General features: G+C 56.2%; 13 protein-coding genes. 10 read left to right on the forward strand and 3 right to left on the reverse strand.

Annotated features, from left to right (window positions below; translation table 11 throughout):
- The first annotated feature begins 265 nt into the window (after nucleotides 1-265).
- From GKC30_RS03695 to GKC30_RS03720, 6 genes are read left to right on the forward strand one after another with little or no spacing between them, the layout of a single operon-like run.
- Nucleotides 266-1,114 (forward strand): substrate-binding domain-containing protein, encoded by an 849-nt coding sequence (locus GKC30_RS03695; RefSeq protein WP_155932323.1) that lies wholly within the window; start codon nucleotides 266-268, stop codon nucleotides 1,112-1,114.
- Nucleotides 1,115-1,148: 34 nt separating this feature from the next.
- On the forward strand, nucleotides 1,149-3,170 hold the full coding sequence (locus tag GKC30_RS03700) for a TonB-dependent receptor domain-containing protein (RefSeq protein ID WP_155932324.1): 2,022 nt from the start codon (nucleotides 1,149-1,151) through the stop codon (nucleotides 3,168-3,170).
- A gap of 52 nt (nucleotides 3,171-3,222) precedes the next feature.
- Nucleotides 3,223-5,046, forward strand: a complete 1,824-nt coding sequence (locus GKC30_RS03705) for an extracellular solute-binding protein (RefSeq protein ID WP_196772797.1) — start codon at nucleotides 3,223-3,225, stop codon at nucleotides 5,044-5,046.
- Between the two features lies 1 nt (nucleotide 5,047).
- Nucleotides 5,048-6,142, forward strand: a complete 1,095-nt coding sequence (locus tag GKC30_RS03710) for a microcin C ABC transporter permease YejB (RefSeq protein WP_155932326.1) — start codon at nucleotides 5,048-5,050, stop codon at nucleotides 6,140-6,142.
- A gap of 2 nt (nucleotides 6,143-6,144) precedes the next feature.
- A complete protein-coding gene (locus GKC30_RS03715; protein ID WP_155932404.1) occupies nucleotides 6,145-7,188 on the forward strand; it encodes an ABC transporter permease in 1,044 nt (347 codons plus the stop codon).
- On the forward strand, nucleotides 7,185-8,783 hold the full coding sequence (locus GKC30_RS03720; RefSeq protein WP_155932327.1) for an ABC transporter ATP-binding protein: 1,599 nt from the start codon (nucleotides 7,185-7,187) through the stop codon (nucleotides 8,781-8,783). The genes GKC30_RS03715 and GKC30_RS03720 overlap by 4 nt, the downstream gene beginning before the upstream one ends.
- A 145-nt stretch (nucleotides 8,784-8,928) precedes the next feature.
- Here GKC30_RS03720 and GKC30_RS03725 read toward each other — a convergent pair whose 3' ends face one another.
- Both GKC30_RS03725 and GKC30_RS03730 read right to left on the reverse strand, forming a co-directional pair.
- The gene (locus tag GKC30_RS03725; protein ID WP_155932328.1) at nucleotides 8,929-9,498 is read right to left on the reverse strand and encodes a manganese efflux pump MntP; all 570 of its coding nucleotides are present in this window, start codon (nucleotides 9,496-9,498) and stop codon (nucleotides 8,929-8,931) included.
- Nucleotides 9,499-9,800: 302 nt separating this feature from the next.
- Complete coding sequence (locus GKC30_RS03730; RefSeq protein WP_155932329.1) at nucleotides 9,801-11,894, reverse strand: TonB-dependent receptor; 2,094 nt, start codon at nucleotides 11,892-11,894, stop codon at nucleotides 9,801-9,803.
- 454 nt (nucleotides 11,895-12,348) lie between these two features.
- Here GKC30_RS03730 and GKC30_RS03735 point away from each other — a divergent pair, with 454 nt between their 5' ends.
- The 4 genes from GKC30_RS03735 to GKC30_RS03750 all read left to right on the forward strand — a co-directional run bounded on the left by GKC30_RS03735 (nucleotide 12,349) and on the right by GKC30_RS03750 (nucleotide 17,997).
- Nucleotides 12,349-13,311, forward strand: coding sequence for a helix-turn-helix domain-containing protein (locus GKC30_RS03735; protein ID WP_196772798.1), 963 nt, complete (start codon nucleotides 12,349-12,351; stop codon nucleotides 13,309-13,311).
- A 237-nt stretch (nucleotides 13,312-13,548) separates the two neighbouring features.
- Nucleotides 13,549-15,348 (forward strand): ABC transporter ATP-binding protein, encoded by a 1,800-nt coding sequence (locus GKC30_RS03740; RefSeq protein ID WP_196772799.1) that lies wholly within the window; start codon nucleotides 13,549-13,551, stop codon nucleotides 15,346-15,348.
- Entirely contained in the window at nucleotides 15,342-17,069 is a 1,728-nt protein-coding gene (locus tag GKC30_RS03745; RefSeq protein WP_155932332.1) for an ABC transporter ATP-binding protein, read from the forward strand. Before GKC30_RS03740 ends, GKC30_RS03745 begins: the two co-directional genes overlap by 7 nt.
- A 400-nt stretch (nucleotides 17,070-17,469) precedes the next feature.
- Nucleotides 17,470-17,997, forward strand: coding sequence for a DNA-methyltransferase (locus GKC30_RS03750; protein ID WP_367613962.1), 528 nt, complete (start codon nucleotides 17,470-17,472; stop codon nucleotides 17,995-17,997).
- 567 nt (nucleotides 17,998-18,564) lie between these two features.
- Here the strand turns inward: GKC30_RS03750 and GKC30_RS03755 are convergent.
- Nucleotides 18,565-19,104 carry an IS66 family transposase gene (locus GKC30_RS03755; protein WP_367613963.1) on the reverse strand — a complete coding sequence of 180 codons (540 nt, stop codon included), beginning with the start codon at nucleotides 19,102-19,104 and terminating at the stop codon, nucleotides 18,565-18,567.
- Nucleotides 19,105-19,209: the final 105 nt, after the last annotated feature.

The raw sequence follows: 19,209 nt of genomic DNA on the forward strand, positions 1-19,209 counted from the left end.
TGGGGTGCTGGCCTCCCAAACCGGGGCATTGGGCGATATCCCAGCATTTAGCTCGAATAATTATGTTTTTTCCCTACGCATAGCACGGTGGGGTGGAAACACCCCAATGGCCGCCTTTGCGTGTTCCGACATAACAATCTAATATGGCTTACTTTTCAAGAAAAACATCGTGGCATGTTTTTCGCTAGTAGCGTCCTCATGCGGAGTCCTTCCTGCGTATTGAGAATGAATGTAACAATCATGTTCAACTAGCGGAGAAAACTGGATGAAAAACATGCCAATCATGGTCAACTCGATATTCATCGGGGACAAGGTGGTGGATGTGTGCAGTGCCATTGGCATTTATTGCAAAGCCATGTCCACCGGTGCCGTGCCCATGATCGAAACCCGGTATCCCTTCAGCAAGCAGATGGAATGCACACTGTGCATTATGGGGCAAAAACGCAAACTGCTCTACAGCACTGCCAAACGGCTTGAAACAAAACATATTGTTTTGGAAAAAAGCGGAGACTCGAACAGTCCCTCCCAAATGAGCCAAGAGCTGCGTGAGCTCGGCTACACCGTGGACATTCTCGACTTCACCCAATCCGTATCTGCCGCAATCCTGCAGGCAGGTGAGATCTTTGGCCGAAAGAAGATCGCACTGGAACGGGCCGACACCTACGAAAAGGAAATGACCAAAGCGCAAGACGCGATGCCCAAAAGTCTTGGCAAAAAGGTTCTGGTACTTATGGGCCTTTCGCATCGCAAGGCATCAGACACCTATCTCCTTGTGGAAAACTCGGAAGGCGACATCGACAACCTGATCCTCCGCCCCGCCGGCTGCATTAGTTCAGGCGACGATCTGGCCAAAGGGGATATCCGGGGGATGGGGTTCACGGTCATCAACACCCTTGAAGGCCTTGAATCAGTCGCTCCTGATGTCATCGCCCTGCTCGGAGACACCTTTGTACCGCAAATGGCAATCCGAAGGCTCCTGGTATCAAATCCCGCAGCCTCACACATTCCGGCCATCGCGAACCAGGCGGTTTTCTCACTCCCTCACTGTAGCCCAGGCGCTCCGGTATCGATACCGGAATCCATGCAAAGATGGGCCGAGGCGCTGGGATCATGATTGATTTCATTGGAGAAAAGGAGTGAGAGGAAAAATGTGCAAGAAAAGCAGCTTGAAACTGGCACACAGAGCGGTCGCCTTTGCGTTGGTCGCACTGCTGACGTTGCCCGGAGTCGCGGCAGGGAAGAATCCCGAGAAAAAGGCCGCGCAACAAGAAAAGGGGAAAACCGGCATCATACTGGACACCGTGGTGGTCTCCGCAACCCGCACAGAAGTTTCGGCATTCGAGGCTCCGGCGTCCGTGTCCGTGGTCGGAGAAGAGGAAATCAACCGGGAGCAACCCACCACTATCAGGGATCTCCTCGAAAACATTCCCAACGTGGATTTCTCCAGCGGAACCTCCACCTACTTCCAGGTGCCGAGCATTCGCGGGCTGGAGGACGAACAGACCATCATCAAGATAGACGGCGCCCGCCAGCTCTATAACGACAATGCGGGCAACGCCAGAACACCGATCGTCATCGAACCAACCTTACTCAAACAGGTCGAGGTGGTCCGAGGCCCCTCCTCCACCCTGCATGGCTCAGGCGGGATCGGCGGCGTCATCTCCATGCAAACCAAGGACGCCTCCGACATGCTCAGGCCCGGCGAAAAATTCGGGGCTCAGATCAGGGGTGGGCATCAGTCGGTTGATTCCCAGGAGTGGCTTTCCTCCACGGCCTATGCCGGGGATGACTTCTTCGGTTTGGTAGCCAACTTGACCACCCGCGACTTCGGACACATGCGCACCAGTGATCCGGACAGCAGCAATTCCGTGATCTATCGCACCGGCAGCAGCACCACCAACTACCTCAAAGGCTCCATCACTCCGTCCGAGGGACAGTACGCCTCGCTGGCCTACAACAGGTTCGAAGATGTCTTCCACACCGCTGGCGGCAGCGTATACCGCACCAACCAAACCCAGGTCACCGGCAACTACAACCTGAGCCCCGCAGACAACGACTGGCTCGATCTGCGCGCCGTAGGCCAATACACATACCGAGCCAACAGCTCCCAAGTCGCCATAGAATCCAGCGACAACATGGTCGGTTGGGGGGGCGACATTCAAAACACCTTCCGCTTCGGCACGGAAGAGGTCTTCCACCACACCCTGACAGCGGGCACAGACTATTACATCGACCACCAGAAAGGATCGGACGCCACCAGGCCCAAAGCCACAGGGTGGGATTACGGGATGTTCATTCAGGACAACATATCCCTGCCCTACGGATTCTCCCTCATCCCGGCCGCCCGGTACACTCAATACAGCCGCAAGGAATCAAGCGGCCAATGGGCGAGCCAGAAGGAGTCCGAAATCACTCCCAAGGTCACCGCCAACTGGAAGGCCCGCAAGTGGCTCAACCTCTTCGTCACCTATGCAGAATCTTTCCGGCCGCCGTCCCTGAACGAGATTTACTTCTTCATGGATTGGCCCGGCTTCGGCCAAGTGGTTCCCAATCCCGACCTCAAACCGGAAAAGGGAAAAACCTGGGAGTACGGCACGGGGCTGACCTTTGACGGCGTGTTCACCGACAATGATCCGTTGCGCATCAAGGCCGTGTATTTCCGGGAGATCATAAAGGACTTCCAGAGTGCCGTGTTCATCGGCGGTGTTCTCCCGAACATGCGCTGGACCACAGTCAACACCGGCAGCGTCCGCCGCTTCGGCTACGAAGCCGAGATGCACTATGCCTATGAGCGCTACGCCATGAGCCTGACTTACGGCAAGGTCATGGGCATGGACGAGGAAACCGGAGCCCGTGTGGGCCAGACCCCGGAACAGGTCGGGCTGCGGGTACACTGCGACATCCCGGAATACGATCTTGGCCTAACCTGGAAATCCGACTACACCGCCGAGTCCAAGGGGTACCAGCCGTGGAACGGCAGCACCGACACCGTGCCTGACTACCATATCCATGGCTTTGCCGTGGCCTGGACCCCTAAGAGTCTTCTGGGCTACGAGGGCCTGCGCGCAGACCTTGGCGTAGACAACCTTTTTGACAAGAAATACATCACCTACCGCGGTGCCTGGGACCGGGGCAGGAATGTCAAGCTGGGGCTGTCCCTCACATTCTAACGACAATCGGGCGCCCCCCGGAAGGGAGGCGCCCGCCAACGGATTGCTTACAATGTCCCGATTCAGTAGCGTGTGCGCTTTATTGCTGCTAGTCTGCCATGCCTACGCGGCGGCGGCGTATGCCGCGCCGCCTGCCCATGCGGTGTCGTCAGCGGGCCAGCCCAAGTACGGGCCGGGATTCAGCCATTTCGCATACGCCGATCCTGATGCCCCCAAGGGAGGAGAACTGCGCCAGAGCGCCACGGGCAGGTTCAACAACCTCAACCCCTTTTCCACCAAGGGAATCCCCCCGGCAGGTTGGCATTATCTCGCCGATAGCCTGACCGTGGCCGCCGAGGACGATCCCTTTACCCAATATGGCCTTGTGGCCGTAGGGATAGAGATGGCCGATGATCGGTCGTGGATCGCATTTCATCTCGACCCGCGAGCCCGCTTCCACGACAAAACCCCCATCACCGCCCATGACGTGGCCTTCACCTATCAAGCCATGAGCAGAGGGTTTGGCAACGCTTTTCGCCGGTTCTTTCATCACGTCGAGTCCGTAGAAACACTCGGGGAGCGCACGATTCGATTCAATTTCAAACCCAATGCTCCCCGATCGCTCCCGTTCATTCTCGGCCAGCTTCCGATCTACCCGGCCCATTTCTGGGACGGAGATGACCTGGAGCATACCACACTGACTCCGCCCTTGGGCAGCGGACCGTACCGGGTGAAGTCCCTCAAGCCCGGCCGCGAGATCATCTATGAAAGGGTCACGGACTATTGGGCCAAGGACCATCCCGTCCGCCGGGGTCAGTTCAACTTCGACATCGTCAGGTTCGACTACTACCGTGACGCCACAGTGGCCCTCGAAGCGTTCAAGGCCGGGTTGTATGACATCCGACAGGAGCATTCCGCCAAGGTCTGGGCCACGCTCTACAGCGGCCCGTCCCTCGAATCCGGAGAAATTGTCCGGGAGGAAATCAAACATGAGCAGCCCCTCGGCATCCAGGGGTTCTTTTTCAATATCCGACGGCCGGTGTTTCGCGACTGGCGCGTCCGGCGCGCACTCCTGCTCGCCTTTGACTACGAATGGGTCAATCGCAAGCTCTTGTTCGGGCAATACCCGCGTAACAGCAGTTTTTTCACCAATTCGGAGTTGGCGGCACGCGGCCCTGCCCAGGGCCGCGAACTGGCGCTCCTGGAGCCCTTCAGATCAACCCTGCCCCCCGAACTGTTCAAAACAATTCGCTCCATCCCATCCACTCCCGGAGACGGCTTCAACCGCGAAAACCTGCTTGAGGCCGCCCGACTCTTGGAGGAGGCCGGATATGACCTGCAAGGCGGACGGCGCATTCACCGGGATACCGGTCAGCCGCTCGAATTCCGTCTGGTCACGGACTCCACCTCCATGCGCCGTATCGCCATGATCTTCGGCCGACAGTTGCAGCGCCTTGGCGTTGATATGCAACTTCTGCTGGTGGACTCACCCCAATTCATCCGGCGGTTGCGCGATCACGACTACGACATGGTGGCCTCGTCCTATGGCCAAATGCTGATCCCTGGGCAGGAGCAGATGCTCTATTGGCACTCCTCTGCGGCTCAAATGGAAGGCGGTCGCAACCTTATCGGCCTGACCCGGCCCGATGTGGACGCCCTGACCGAGGCTCTGGCCCTGGCCGACTCCTGGGAAGAAACCGTGGCTGCAGGCCGTGCACTGGACCGGGTGCTCATGTGGGGCGACTATGTCATCCCATTGGGCGGATCGACGTTCTACAGGGTCGCGTGGTGGGACAGGTTCGGCTTTGTGGACAAACGCCCCGGATATGGCCTGGCCCTGGACTGCTGGTGGGAAAAGAAACCGCTGAACAGGCCGACAACACGAGGGGACGGCTAGCATGCTGACATATCTTGCCAAAAGATTCCTGTTTCTGGTCCCGACGCTCTTGGGCATCCTGGCGGTTAATTTCTTCGTCGTCCAGTTTGCCCCTGGTGGTCCAGTGGAACAAACCATCGCCCAGATGACTGGCGCGAACCGCTCCGTGCTGGAGCGGGTGAGTGGGGCGGCTCCGGACGAAATGCGCTCCGCCGACACCTCTGTCTCCCAGTCCATCTACAAGGGGGCCGACGGCCTGGACCCGGCCCTAATCCGGCAAATCGAAGAATACTACGGATTTGACAGACCTGCGGGCGAACGTTTCCTGCTCATGCTGAAGAATTACGCCACCATGAACCTAGGCGAGAGCTTTTTCCGCGACTCCACCGTGACGGACCTCATTCTTGAGAAAATGCCGGTTTCGATTTCCCTTGGGCTGTGGAGTACCCTCATCATCTACCTGGTCTCCATTCCCCTTGGCATTGCCAAGGCGGTGCGCAGTGGCAGCCGTTTCGATGTCTGGACGACCACAGCCGTGATCACGGGCAACGCCATCCCCACGTTCCTCTTTGCAGTCGTTCTCATCATCTTCACAGCGGGCGGACGCTATCTCCAGTGGTTTCCATTGCGAGGCCTGACTTCGCCGAATTTCGACGACTTAAGCCTTGCCGGTCAGATTCTCGACTATTTCTGGCACATGATCCTGCCGGTAACCTCCATGCTGCTCGGCGGATTCGCGGGGCTGACGCTACTCACCAAAAACTGCTTTCTGGACGAAATAGGCAAGCTTTATGTCATGACCGCCAGGGCCAAGGGGCTGACCGAAAAGCGCGTACTCTACGGCCACGTCTTTCGCAACGCCATGCTTCTGGTCATTTCCGGCCTGCCGGCAGCCTTTATCGGAATTTTCTTCACCGGGTCGCTGCTGGTGGAGGTCATCTTCTCTCTGGACGGCCTTGGCCTCATGGGTTTCGAGGCCGCCATGGAGCGTGACTACCCGGTTATGTTCGCCACCCTCTACATCAGCTCGCTGATCGGACTTGTCATGAAGGTGGTCTGCGACATCACCTATATGTTCGTTGACCCGCGCATCAACTTCAACTCCTTCGACTCGTGACCATGCGCATATTCACGCTCTCGGGCATCAACCGCCGCCGATGGCACACCTTCAAGGCCAACCGCAAGGGATATTGGTCCCTGATGCTGTTGCTGACACTGTTCGGCCTCAGCCTGTGCGCCGAACTGGTGGCCAACGACAAACCATATGTGGTCAAACATGGTTCGCACTACTATTTTCCCATGATGCGGGATATTCCAGAAACACAATACGGTGGCGATTTCCAGACCCCGGCCGACTACCGGGACCCGGCGGTCCAGTCGATGATCCACGAAAACGGCTGGATGCTCTGGCCCCCGGTTCGATTCAGCTATGACACGGTCAACTACGCCTGCGCCGAACCTTTTCCCGCGCCGCCGAGCTTTGACAACCCCCTGGGAACGGATGAATCCGGTCGTGACGTGTTCGCCCGCGTGCTCTACGGATTTCGGCTCTCCATGGCGTTCGGCCTGGCCCTGGCCGCCATAGGCTCCGCAGGTGGCATCCTGGCTGGTGCCTATCTCGGCTACAAGGGAGGGTGGACAGACATCCTGGGACAGCGGTTCATGGAAATATGGGGCGGATTGCCGGTCACCTATCTGCTCATAATTCTGGCCAGCTTCACCGAGCCAACCTTCTTCATGCTCCTTGGCATCATGCTGCTTTTCAGCTGGATGGGGCTTGTGGATGTGGTCCGCGTAGAATTCCTACGCTGCCGGAATCTCGAATATGTGAAGGCCGCACGGGCTCTGGGCATGAGTGAGGGAGCCGTCATGCTCCGCCATATCCTGCCCAACGCCCTCGTGGCCACCTTGACCTTCATGCCATTCATTCTCAGCGGATCGATCACCACCCTGACCTCGCTGGATTTTCTCGGCTTCGGCCTCCCGCCGGATTCTCCGGCCCTGGGGGAGCTGCTGGCCCAGGGCAAGGCCAATCTCCATGCCCCGTGGATTGGTGTTTCCGCCTTTGGTGTTCTGGGCATGCTGCTGATCCTGCTGATTTTCCTTGGCGAAGCGGTTCGTGACGCCATGGCTCCGCTTTCCAACAACCGGGGGACAAAATGATGGACTCCCTGCTCGAAATCCGGGGGTTGTGCGTCTCCTTCACAGGTCAGCCGCAGAAATCTCCTGCCGTGCGTGGCCTTGATCTCAGCCTTGAAAAAGGTCAATGCCTCGCCCTTGTTGGCGAAAGCGGCTCTGGAAAGTCCGTCACCGCCCAAGCCGTCATGGGTCTACTACCCTCTGGCTCAACCCGGGTGACAGGCTCTGTCCACCTCGCCGGAACAGACATGATCTCAGCACCGCCTGAGATGGTCAGAGCTATGCGAGGCAACCGGGTGGGCATGATCTTCCAGGAGCCTCAATCTGCCCTCAATCCTCTCCATTGCGTGGAGAAACAGATCGGCGAAACCCTGAAGGCGCATGGACGCGTGTCCGCAGCACAGGCCCGACGCAGGACGCAGGAACTGCTGGAGTTGGTCCGCATCGATCCTTCAGAATCACGGCTTAAGGCGTATCCGCATCAACTCTCCGGCGGACAACGCCAGCGGGTCATGATCGCAATGGCCCTGGCCAACAATCCGGATTTGCTCATCGCCGACGAGCCGACCACTTCCTTGGACATGACCGTGCAGGCGCGTATTCTTGACCTGATATCCTCGTTACGCTGTGAGCTGGGCATGGCAGTACTGCTCATTACCCACGATCTGCGCACAGTTCGCGACCACGCTGACCGTGTGGCGGTCATGCACCAGGGTGCGCTGGTGGAAGAGGGCAGCACCTCCGGGATATTTTCCGGAGGCAAACACGAATACACGCGAATGCTTCTGGATACGACCCTGCCCACGGAGCCGCCGCCAGCCGCAACCGGTCCATGCCTGCTAGCCACACGAAAGCTCACAGTGGACTTCGGACTGCCGGGGAAAATGGACCTGCGCAACGGCAAGCTCTGGACGAAGCGCCGGTTTCGGGCCGTGAACGAAGTTGACCTGACTGTCTTTGAAGGGCGCAATCACGCCATTGTTGGAGAATCGGGGTCGGGCAAGACCACATTTGCCGAGGCTGTCCTGGGATTCGTGCGGTTTTCAGGAAAGGTCGAATTCTCTGGCCGAGACCTCGCAGTCCTGAATCGAAAGGAAGTGTTGTCGGTGCGGCGGTGCCTGCAACCCGTGTTCCAGGACCCGTTCGCCAGCTTGAATCCGCGCATGACCATAGGCCAGATCGTCTCCGAGGGGCTCAGGGTTCACGGGAGCCCATCCCGAGATGGGCTTGACGCCGCAAAGGCCATGCTGAAAGAAGTGGGAATCCACGCGGACGCCGTGGACCGCTATCCCCATGAGTTCTCCGGCGGACAGCGTCAGCGGATTGCCATCGCCAGGGCTCTTGTGATGCGCCCAAGGCTTATGATCCTTGATGAGCCGACCTCCGCTCTGGACAAACCCGTACAGACGATGATGGTGGATCTCCTGGCGCAGCTTGGCGCAAGGCATGGCGTCACCTACGTCTTCATTACCCACGATTTGGGTCTGGTGCGGTCCCTGTGCCATGAGATGACCGTCCTCCGCGACGGCAGCGTCGTCGAGCAGGGGTTGGTCTCCGACATCTTTTACGCTCCGGAAAATGCCTACACCAAGCGACTCCTTGCTTCGGCCCACCTCTAGTGTCTCGGTCATTCCCACCTGGCGCATTCGACACCGAGAACACGGAAAACATCTTTGTCACACCTGAAGACGCCAGAAAGCTGACCTATCCGCCCCGGAGTCGCAACCCTGCCCGACCATGACTGGGGTGCGGGATTCACCTCTGTCAGAAGGTGAGCGAGCCGTGCTCCCAGAGAATGCCTACGCCGATGCCGACAAGCACAGTACCCCCGAGGATTTCGGCGTACTTGCCGAGACACTTGGCCCTGACTGCGGTCTTGCCTGCCTGAAGACCAACCATGGTGAAAAGCAGGGCGACGATCCCGATGACCGCCGAAGGCCACCAGATGGAAACTCCCAGCACCGAGAGACTGAGCCCCACGGCCAGGGCGTCGATGCTCGTTGCCACGGACAGGGCGATCAGGCTCATGCCTCGCGTCGGGTCGCCTTTGGAAGCCTCTTCTTCGTCAAAGGCCTCGCGGATCATCTTGTATCCGATGTAGCCCAGCAGAACGAAGGCTACCCAATGGTCATACGCCTCGATGGACTCCCGGACAGTGATACCGAGATGCCAGCCGATGACGGGCATGAGGGCCTGAAACAGCCCGAAGTGCCAGGAGAGCCGGAAGGTCTGGCGAAGGGAGACGGCCTTGAGGGCCACCCCGGTGGCAATAGCCACGGCAAAGGCATCCATGGCCAGGACGATGGCTATGGTGACAAGTTCTGCGGTTCCCATGTCTTGATCCGTTGTCTGGAGTGAAGGAAGAGCCTGTCTGTCGATGGGATATTGGGCAATGCGGTTTCCGGGCAAGATCATTTCCGGGCATCCAGTGAGCGACGGATCGGGCTCGCCTCGTCAACTCTCTGTAACTTGCCGCAAGATTGAATGGGAGTCATCAGCACCTGCCGCTGCACCCTCTGATCCCTATTCGGTGTTCGAATACGCCAAAACCGCTTCGCCTCATCCAAAGATCAACAGAAAAGCGCAGGCCATTGTTGGCCTGCGCTTCAGGGTTGAGGTCGGAATCCGGATGGATGTTACCAGCGGTAGGCCAACTGTAGCCCCACTTCACGAGGCGGAGCTGTCAGGGAATAATCCATGGTGGACTCATACAGCGTCGAATATCGCTTATCGAAAAGATTATTGGCATACAGGTAGATATCAAAGGACTCCTGCTCATAGCCGACTTTGGCGTTTACCGTGGCCATCGATCCTCGGGATGCGGTATTGCCGGCGTCCCAGTAAATCTTGCTGGAATACAATACGCCAGCCTGCCCCATAAAACCGCTTTGATGGCGATACACCAGAGAGAGATTGCCCGTGTAGTCAGGGGTATACTGAACTTTTTTCCCGGAATAATCCACATCGACGCCAAGCATGTTCGTGGCCTTGTACTCATCAAACTTTGCATGCGTATATCCAAACGAGGCAGTACCACGCAGCCCGGGAAGAATCTGCGCATCAAGCTCAGCCTCCGCGCCATACGCGGTTACCTTGCCCGCGTTTGTAGCAACAGGACCGCCGATGATCATATTCATCGACGTGACATGCATGTCAGTATATTTGGAATAAAAAAGCGTGAGGTTGGCGTTGAGCCTGTTTTCAAGCCACGAGGTTTTTGCCCCCATTTCATAGTTCCAGGCATACTGAGGCTTGTAGGTGGTTTCGGTTATCCCTGGAACCACCTGGCGGCTAAATCCGCCGGGCAGAAAGCTTCGATTCACTCCGGCATAGACCATGTGCTCATCGGTGATCTCGTAGCTCAGGACCGCCTTGGGCAAGAACTCGCTCCAGGACTCGCTCGGATTTTCGTTAACCAGAGAGACGGCTCCCATGGTCGTCTTAATATTGGCCCGGCGGTCGACATACTGCCACCGCAACCCAGTGGTGAGCTTCAGTTCGTCCACGAACAGCGGCACCTCGGCCTGACCGAAGGGGGCGAACTCCAACATCTTGTCCTCATACGGGAAGTTGATCGTGGTTGAAGGAGTATACCATTTCTTGCGGTCCAGCTCGCGGTATCCGCCATACAGTCCTGCGAGCCAGTTGACCCCACCCGCCGAGCTGTCGGCGTTTTGGATGCGCAACTCCTGCGTCACCTCCCAGCTTGACTCCTTGTATTCGTTATAAGTTCCAGCCATGTATGTGCTGTTGTCGTGGGAGGCTTTCATGTCATCGCTGCGAAATGTGGTGACGCTTTTCAGCTCCACGGCAGAGAGGTCAACTGCACCGTGAAGCGCGGCGCTGAAAGTATCCTTGTTTCGATGATCCGTTTCGCTGGCGTCGCCATGCAATGAAGGTCCGCTTCCCCGCACAACGGGTAAGGCACCTTCCTTGTACTTCGTGTAAGTCAGGTGCAGATTGAGTTCGGAATCATCGGTGGGCAGCAGGCGAAGTTGGCCTTTCAGGCGGGTATTGCGTTCGTCGTTGCTGTCCGAGCCAGTCATGTATCCATCACGGTAGTCATGCGAACCAGACAAGGAGAAAAAAAGCTTGTCTTCGATGATCGGACCACTGGTTGTGGCACCTGCCTCCATGCTGAACTCGGAGCCTCCGTCAATGTACACCTTGCCCGTTGGAGTGTTGTCAGGTTTTTTGGAGATAATGTTGACAACACCGGAAAAGGCGTTTTTCCCATACAGGGTCGCTTGCGCCCCGCGCAGAACCTCAATGCGCTCAATATTCAGAAGAGAGGCATCCATGGAACTGTAGGAATCGACGGGAACACCGTCGATATAAATCACAAGCGGGGTTGTCTCCGTCCCCATGGAGGTGATTGAACCGCGAAAGGATGCCATGGTATTGCTGCCAATAGTGTCAACCTGCATCAGGTTGGGCACCTGGGCGAGGACATCATGGACGGTCTTCAGGTTCTTGTCTTCCAGGTCCTGTGCCGTGAACACCGTCACAGCCACGGGTGTCTTTTGCACTTCGGTCTGTCTTTTCTCTGCGGTGATCACCACGGGAACCAACGTATGGTAAGATTCTTCCTTTTCCGAACCAGCCCCGGCGTTCTCGCCCTCCAAGCTCTCTGCCATCGCCTTGGGCGAAGCCAACAAGGCCACTGCGGCCACAAGAAATACGATCATAAACCCGTTACGGATTCTTTGCCGAACCTTACTGAACTGCATCGCGCCATCTCCTCTTGACCATGATGATTGTGAAACTCATTATCGGCAAAAGAGTATTATATTCCGAACTCTTCATTGAACATATGACACCCTTCTGTCAGATACGATTCTTTAAATTAATCGTGATGCGTTGTCTTGACGTGTTTATTTGAATTCTACCCAATTCCGACAAATCAGAGAGTTGCGGACGCTTCCCCGGCCTCGTGGCAAGTCGTTGACTTGGGCCAAATTTGGATATAACTGTCAAATTTATCGTAGTGACCGACCAGAGGGCAGTTCACCCGAGTGGCGCTGTGCCTGAGAAATCAGCTCCATCAGAGGATGGTAAATACTTTTTTGCCATTTTGACGATAATGATTTTCATTTTCGATTCCGGGAGATTGTGCCGGAAAGTGTGAAGGAAGAAGCTATGAATTTTGACGCTATTCTAAAAGAACGACAGGTTTTTTCCAGAATGTCCAAGCTGGACATCCCGGCGACGCTGCATGCTCAGCCAGAGGATTTTACCTTTGAACACGGCATGGTGACGGGAAACGGATTCCTGTTTGATCCGTTGCCGGGGTTCCATTTTGGTGCATGCGGACCAGTTTACATCAACGCGCCAATTGACGGTGACTTTCTTTACGACACGCAGCTCACCATCGCGCTACTTGTCCTGGAAGGCTCATGCACAATCGAGCTGGATCAATCAACCTCACACCATCTTCAGAACAGCATGTTTTTGATAGGCAGATGGAACAATCAAGCAGGCAAGGTTTCTGTCAAATCAAATCAAACCTACTGCCATGCCGCCTTCATGCTTGAGGAAAAGGCCCTTGAGGCCGTCTTCGGATTACGGAGTGCGAAAGACATAGTGAAAACCCTGGAAAAAGCGGCCGGGCAAAGAAGAGGGGGTGCCCATTCTGTATCAGGCATTGCCGGACCAGACACCATACTCGCGGCGAGAAACGTGCTTGCCATGCAGCGCATTGACGGGCTTGACATTCTCAGGCTCAGAGGGGCTTGCATCGGGCTTTTTTCTAAACTTATTAAGACCATTTCCGCATCAAGCACTGCGTACTACCCAATACCAAATGACGACAAGATACTGCTGGAAAAACTCAAGAAGCGCATTGAAAATGACTTCCTAAACATTGGACCAGCATCGGTTATATGCGCTGAATACCACATGAGCTTTTCAAAAGCCAATAATGCCTTTAAGCATCTCTATTCAACAACTATTGCGAAGTATATTCAGCAATGCAAATTAAAGCACGCCTATACATTGCTTCATTCTCGAAAAATGAACGTCAGCGAATGCGCCTTCGAGATTGGCTACTCAAATGTCAGCCACTTCATCCTTGCCTTCAAGAAACAATATGGGATTACCCCTAAAAAGCTTACACATCTGCAGGACGAGGCTGGAATAACCATCTGACGATCCTCGACGGTACTTTACTCTATCCACCGCCCTCCCCCCGTTTAAAACCAAAGCTAAGCCTCCGCCTCAGGCGGAAGCCTGGTTTTGGTCGCATACGCCCATCGGAACGCCCCTCCATTAGCTCCTGATTGATCTTTTTTTGCCCATTGTTTGCAGGCGCCGCAACCTATGGTTTTTTGGTGGCATGATGTCTTCCTTTGGAAAAACCTGCTGCTTCCAGCCAAGGAGACGCTGATGAAACTTCCATATGCCGCCACATGGCTGTCTGAGTTGCATCCAGATGGCATGCGCCAGCTCTGCGTGGGCACCATACTTGCCGTTCTGGGGGCTGTGCTTCTCCCTGTTCCAATTTTCATGGGATGGCTCGTGCTCAAACACTTCCTTGCCGAAGGGACGGCAACCGGGTTGCCAGCCATACCCTGCCTGATAGCGTTAGCTGCCGTGATAGCCTCGTCCGTTTGTCGCATAGCCTCCGCCGTGCTGTCTCACAAAGCGGCATTCTCGCTCTCCAGCGCAATAAGCGCAGCGGTCCTTGACCATGTGGGCAAACTCCCTCTGCATTGGTTTTCCGGAAGAAGTACGGGGGAGCTAAAAAAGATGCTCACACATGATGTAAGCCAGATGGAAGATTTCATCGCTCACAATATCACCGATTTTGTCGCCTCGCTCGTGCTGCCTGTTATTTGCATCATTGCCCTGTTTTTTGTCAGCTGGCCCATGGCTCTTTTGCTTCTGGCCATTGTTGCCACGGCCATCGGCATACATGCGAGCTCCATTCGTAATGCACAGAAAACTGATCTCTATGATCGCTATGCACGGTCTATGAGCCTTTTACATGCGGATGCCGTCGAATTCGTTCAGGGAATGCCTGATATCAAGATATTTAACCGCTCTGCGGAATCGTTTTCGCGAATGCAATCCGCCATTGACCAATTCAGGACGATGCAGGTGGAGATGCGCGATGCCTTCAAATACCGCTGGACGGCCTTCCTGACAGTCACCACCTTTCCCTTTGTTCTGCTTGCGCTTTCCGGGGCGGCTCTACATCTGGCTAACGCCATTCCCCTTGAGAAAATCATGCTGTTTCTGATGCTGGGGATCATCATCTTTGCACCGCTGAATAGACTGGTAAGATTCACGTCCTCCCTGTTCAAGGCAATCTCGGGCTATATGGCGTTGCGACAGCTGATGAATGTGCCCGCGCAACAGGCGGGATTGCGCAAACATTCAGAAATTGAATCTGCAGACCTTGAGGTCAACGGTCTTCGCGTTTCTTACGAAGGGAAAACAATACTCAACGACGTGAGTTTTCGGATCGAGCCCGGCACGGTCACGGCCATCGTCGGGCCTAGCGGTTCCGGGAAAAGCACGCTTGCCGCCGTCATCGCCGGAATGGAGGAAGCAGAGTCGGGACGCATAAGTATCGGCGGGATCGCATTGGAGGATTTCTCATACCCCGAACTCTCGAAAAGCATGGCGGTGGTATTCCAGCAGCCCTTCATCTTTTCGGGAACTGTAGCGGAGAACATCCGACTGGGCTCTGATCAGGCAGGGGACAAAGCCGTCAGGGATGCAGCCCGCATGGCCCACTGCGACCACTTCATAGAAACCCTGCCCCGCGGCTATGACACGCTTATCGGCGCAGGCCAGGAGGTACACCTCTCCGCTGGGCAGCGTCAGCGGATCGCGCTGGCCCGTATGGCGCTAAAAAACGCCCCAGTAGTGCTACTGGATGAGGCCACGGCATTTGCCGATCCGGAAAGCGAAGCGGAAATACAGCAAGGGCTCTCGGCGCTTCTTTCCGACAAAACAGTGCTCGTCATTGCACACCGCCTGCCTTCCATCGCACGGTCGAATTGTATTTTGGTCATGGAAAACGGTCGCATTTGTGAAAGAGGCAGGCATGAGGAGTTGCTCGCCGCAAAAGGGACCTATGCGCGAATGTGGGAGGCCTATGCCAGTGCCCGCAGCTGGCGGATTGCCACCCTGCCGACTGGCCCCAATCACGGAAAGGAGGGGGCAGCCGTATGCTAGATTCCATCCTGTTCACCCCGGAAGACCGTGCCAGCCTGCGCAAAAACGTTCTCATTACCTTTGCAACCCAGGTCATGCTCATTATTTCCTATATCATCGTCTTTTTTCTCATCAAGGATATCTCCGAAACATCATTATCCCACGCATCACTCCTTGGCTACACGGCAGTCCTTTTGTCATGTTGCGCCATATTTTATTATCTGCGTCTCCAGTCGTATTCCCAGGCGCTTGAGGACGGCTATCTGACTGTGTCCAGGCTGCGCACGCGACTTAGCTCGCGGCTTCGCAAACTGCCCATGGCCTTTTTCCGCCAGAATGAGACTGCGGATATCAGCAACCGCCTTTTGCAGGATATGACAGACGCCGAACTGGTCTTTTGCATCCACATCCACGAGATTCTGGCCGGGCTGATGGTGATCGCACTGATCACTGCCACGCTCCTTTTCATGGACACCTCCCTGGCTCTGGCCATGTTGCTGGCTGCCGCCCCGATCATTCCCATAGGCATCTATCTGTCCCGATTCATGAAAAAAAACAGCCCTGCGATTATCCGACTGCGAGAGCGCGTCAACAAAACACTTATGGAATACTTCGGCGGCATCGCGGAAATCAAGGCTGCCGACCTGTGCGGAAAACGATTCACTCCCTGGCACCGGGCCGACGCGGCATTACGCGCAGAATCCCTTGCCCTGGAAACCCGTTTCGGCATCTGGGCGCAATCAGCCCAGGTGGTTCTCGATTTTTCCTACATCGCAATGCTGCTTCTCGGAAGCTGGCTGATTTCATCGGGAAGCATCCCGGTCATGACCTTCATCTTTTTCCTGCTTCTGGCCGGGCAGCTTTACGCTCCCTTGTTCAGCCAGATCATGCTGTATTCGGAACTCCGCCACTGCTCCATTTCATTGAAGCGCACCTCGGCCACGCTCAATGAAAAACCCCTGCAAACCCTCCCTGGGCATACCCCTCCCAAGGGCATGGATATCGCGTTCAACAACGTGTGCTTTTCTTACAACAAAACGCCTGTCCTCAAGGATGTCTCCTTCACCGTGCCACAACATACTGTCACGGCCTTGGTTGGGGCGTCGGGAGGAGGAAAAAGCACCGCTGTCAACCTGTTACTGCGCTTCTGGGATGTCTCGGAGGGCTCCATAACCATCGGCGGCACTGATATCAGAACCTTTCGGCAATCAGATCTCTATGAATTATTCAGTGTGGTTTTCCAGGACGTTTACCTATTCAACGACAGCATCATGAACAATATCCTGCTGGCCCGCCCGGGCGCCACGGAGCAGGAGGCGGTGGAGGCCGCCACAAAAGCTTGCTGCCATGACTTCATCATGGAACTCGAAGAGGGTTACCAGACCCTTGCCGGGGAAAGGGGAGCCCGCCTTTCCGGCGGAGAAAGGCAGCGCATCGCCATCGCCAGGGCCATCCTCAAAAACGCACCCATCCTGGTCCTGGACGAGGCCACCGCCTCCATCGACCCGGAAAACGAGCTGCTCATACAACAGGGGCTCACCAACCTGATGCAGGGCAAAACCCTGCTTGTCATCGCTCACAGGCTCTCGACCATCAGCTCCGCCGACCAGATTCTCTTGCTTCACGATGGACGCATCGCCGAACAAGGGACACACAACGAACTCATGGCCAGCAAAGGAATGTACTACAAGCAATGGTGCTCCCAGGAGCAGTTGAAGAGCTGGAACGCCGTAACACGATGAGTCGCGTTACCGTCCTAGTGTCACGTTCGCGAAATTATCACAGGCTTGCCATAACCATAACCAATCAAAATATTTTTATGTTCTGCGCTGTTTTTCATGTGTGTTATTCCGGGACGCCACACTAGGCAACCCCATTCATTCAAACTTCACACCGCGTATTCCTTACGCATAGGAAACCACCCGTGAATACAAACGAAAAAGTGCTTGATGTCTTCACGACAACGCCGCTCCAGTCCGGAATGCTTTACTACGACCTGATGCATCCCGGTTCGACCATATACATGCAGCAGTACCGATTCACCGTTACAGGCGATCTTTCCCTTTCGCGCTTCATATACGCCTGGTTGGCCGCCTTCCGGACATTTCCTGCCAAGCACACCTCCTTTCACTGGGAGGGACACTGTTCACTGGCGACAACCGGGACCAGCGGTCCTTCACCCTGTGGGCCACGCTCTGGCTCACGGAATGCCACCGTGTCACCAGACCGGGCGGCACCTGCATGGTCTTCACCGACTGGCGGCAACTGCCAAGCATGACCGACGCCCTGCAAGCTGGCGGCTGGGTCTGGCGCAACATCGTGGTCTGGCACAAGCCTTCGGCCCGCCCGATCCTGAGGGAGTTCACCCGCCAGTGCGAGTTCGTCCTCTTCGGCGTCAAGGAGAGGCTCAACCGGACGCACCGACGCTGCCTGCCCGGCGTGTTCAAGCAATCCATCGTCGCCCACCAGCGCCGCATGCACCTGACGGAAAAGCCCATCCCCCTGCTGGAGGCGCTCCTTGTCGTGACCCCGAAGGCGGCAACCATCCTCGACCCCTTCATGGGCTCAGGCACCACCGGCGCAGCCTGCCAAAACACAGGCCGCCGGTCCATCGGCATCGAACTCTCGGAGCCCTACTTCGAGACCGCCCGGCAGAGGCTCACGCTATAGCCCACCCCTCGCGCACCCGTGCGTAGCACCACCCGTGCCAAAACAGAAAATGAGCCACGTAAGTTGAGAAAACCTGCGTGGCTCATTTTCTCAAGTTGGGTGTCAGCTTACAACAACCCGGTTCAGGACAAGCTGGCCGCACACTACCAAAACACCTAAAAATCCATTTAGGACATATTTAGGACACAAAACAGTTTTTCAGCCAAAACCACGAAAAAGGGTTCCAAGTATTTACTTGAAACCCTTAACTTTCTTGTGGTGGAGCTGGAGGAAATCGAACCCACGACCTCTTGAATGCCATTCTTGAGGGTCGTCAGCAGAATGATCAACTTAACACAATAATAAAACAGGACTTATTCGTCGCCAAGCCTATTCGGGACTCCCGGTCGCATGCTGTGCGGAAGGCGCGGAATGTCGTTGATCTCGCATGGCGTCGGGGAAAAAGCGGACACATAGCGGACAGGACCACCCCATGCATCCCACCTGAGGAGGCCAAAGTCTCGTATCCGTCCAGACAGCCCCACTTTTTCAGGCGAGCCGTCATCAAGTAGACATCAGGGAACTGGCTTAGGCCGGGTTGTTCTTTGACATGCCTTGCGGCAGCAGGGTCTTGAGATCGTCTCCGCTACGGGCATGGGGCAACTGCTCGAAGACCTGCAGAAGATATTCGAAGGGGTTGAGGCCGCAAGCCTTGGCGATCTCGATGAGGGAATAGATGGCCGCGCTAGCTTTGGCGCCTCTGGGGGAGCCGGAGAACAGCCTGTTCTTCCGGCCCACGGCAAAGGGTCGGATGGCATTCTCGGCTGCGTTGTTGTCCGGCTGCAGGCAGCCGTCCTCGAGGTAGACCATGACCCTTTCCCACTGGCCCAGAGCGTAGGAGATGGCCCGGCCCAGCAGACTCTTGGGCGGCGTGGTTTTCACGCGGGCGTCGAGCAGCGCCTTGATCTTGTCCATGATTGGTCGGACCCGCTCCTGGCGCATGGCGTGCACGGCCTCGGGGTCAAGCTTCTGCTCCCGCGCCTGCTTCTCCAGCTTGTAGAGCTTGCTTATGAGGTCCAACACCGTCTGGGCCGTGCCGGATTTCTGTATGCGTCCAAACAGCCCCACCTTTTCAGGCAAGCCTTCCTCGGGTAACCATCAGGAGTCTCGGTGAGAATCTGGCTTAGGCCGAATCGTTCTTTGACATGCCTTGCGGCAGCAGGGCCTTGAGGT

It is taken from the genome of Pseudodesulfovibrio alkaliphilus (genome assembly GCF_009729555.1).
Classification (GTDB): domain Bacteria; phylum Desulfobacterota; class Desulfovibrionia; order Desulfovibrionales; family Desulfovibrionaceae; genus Pseudodesulfovibrio; species Pseudodesulfovibrio alkaliphilus.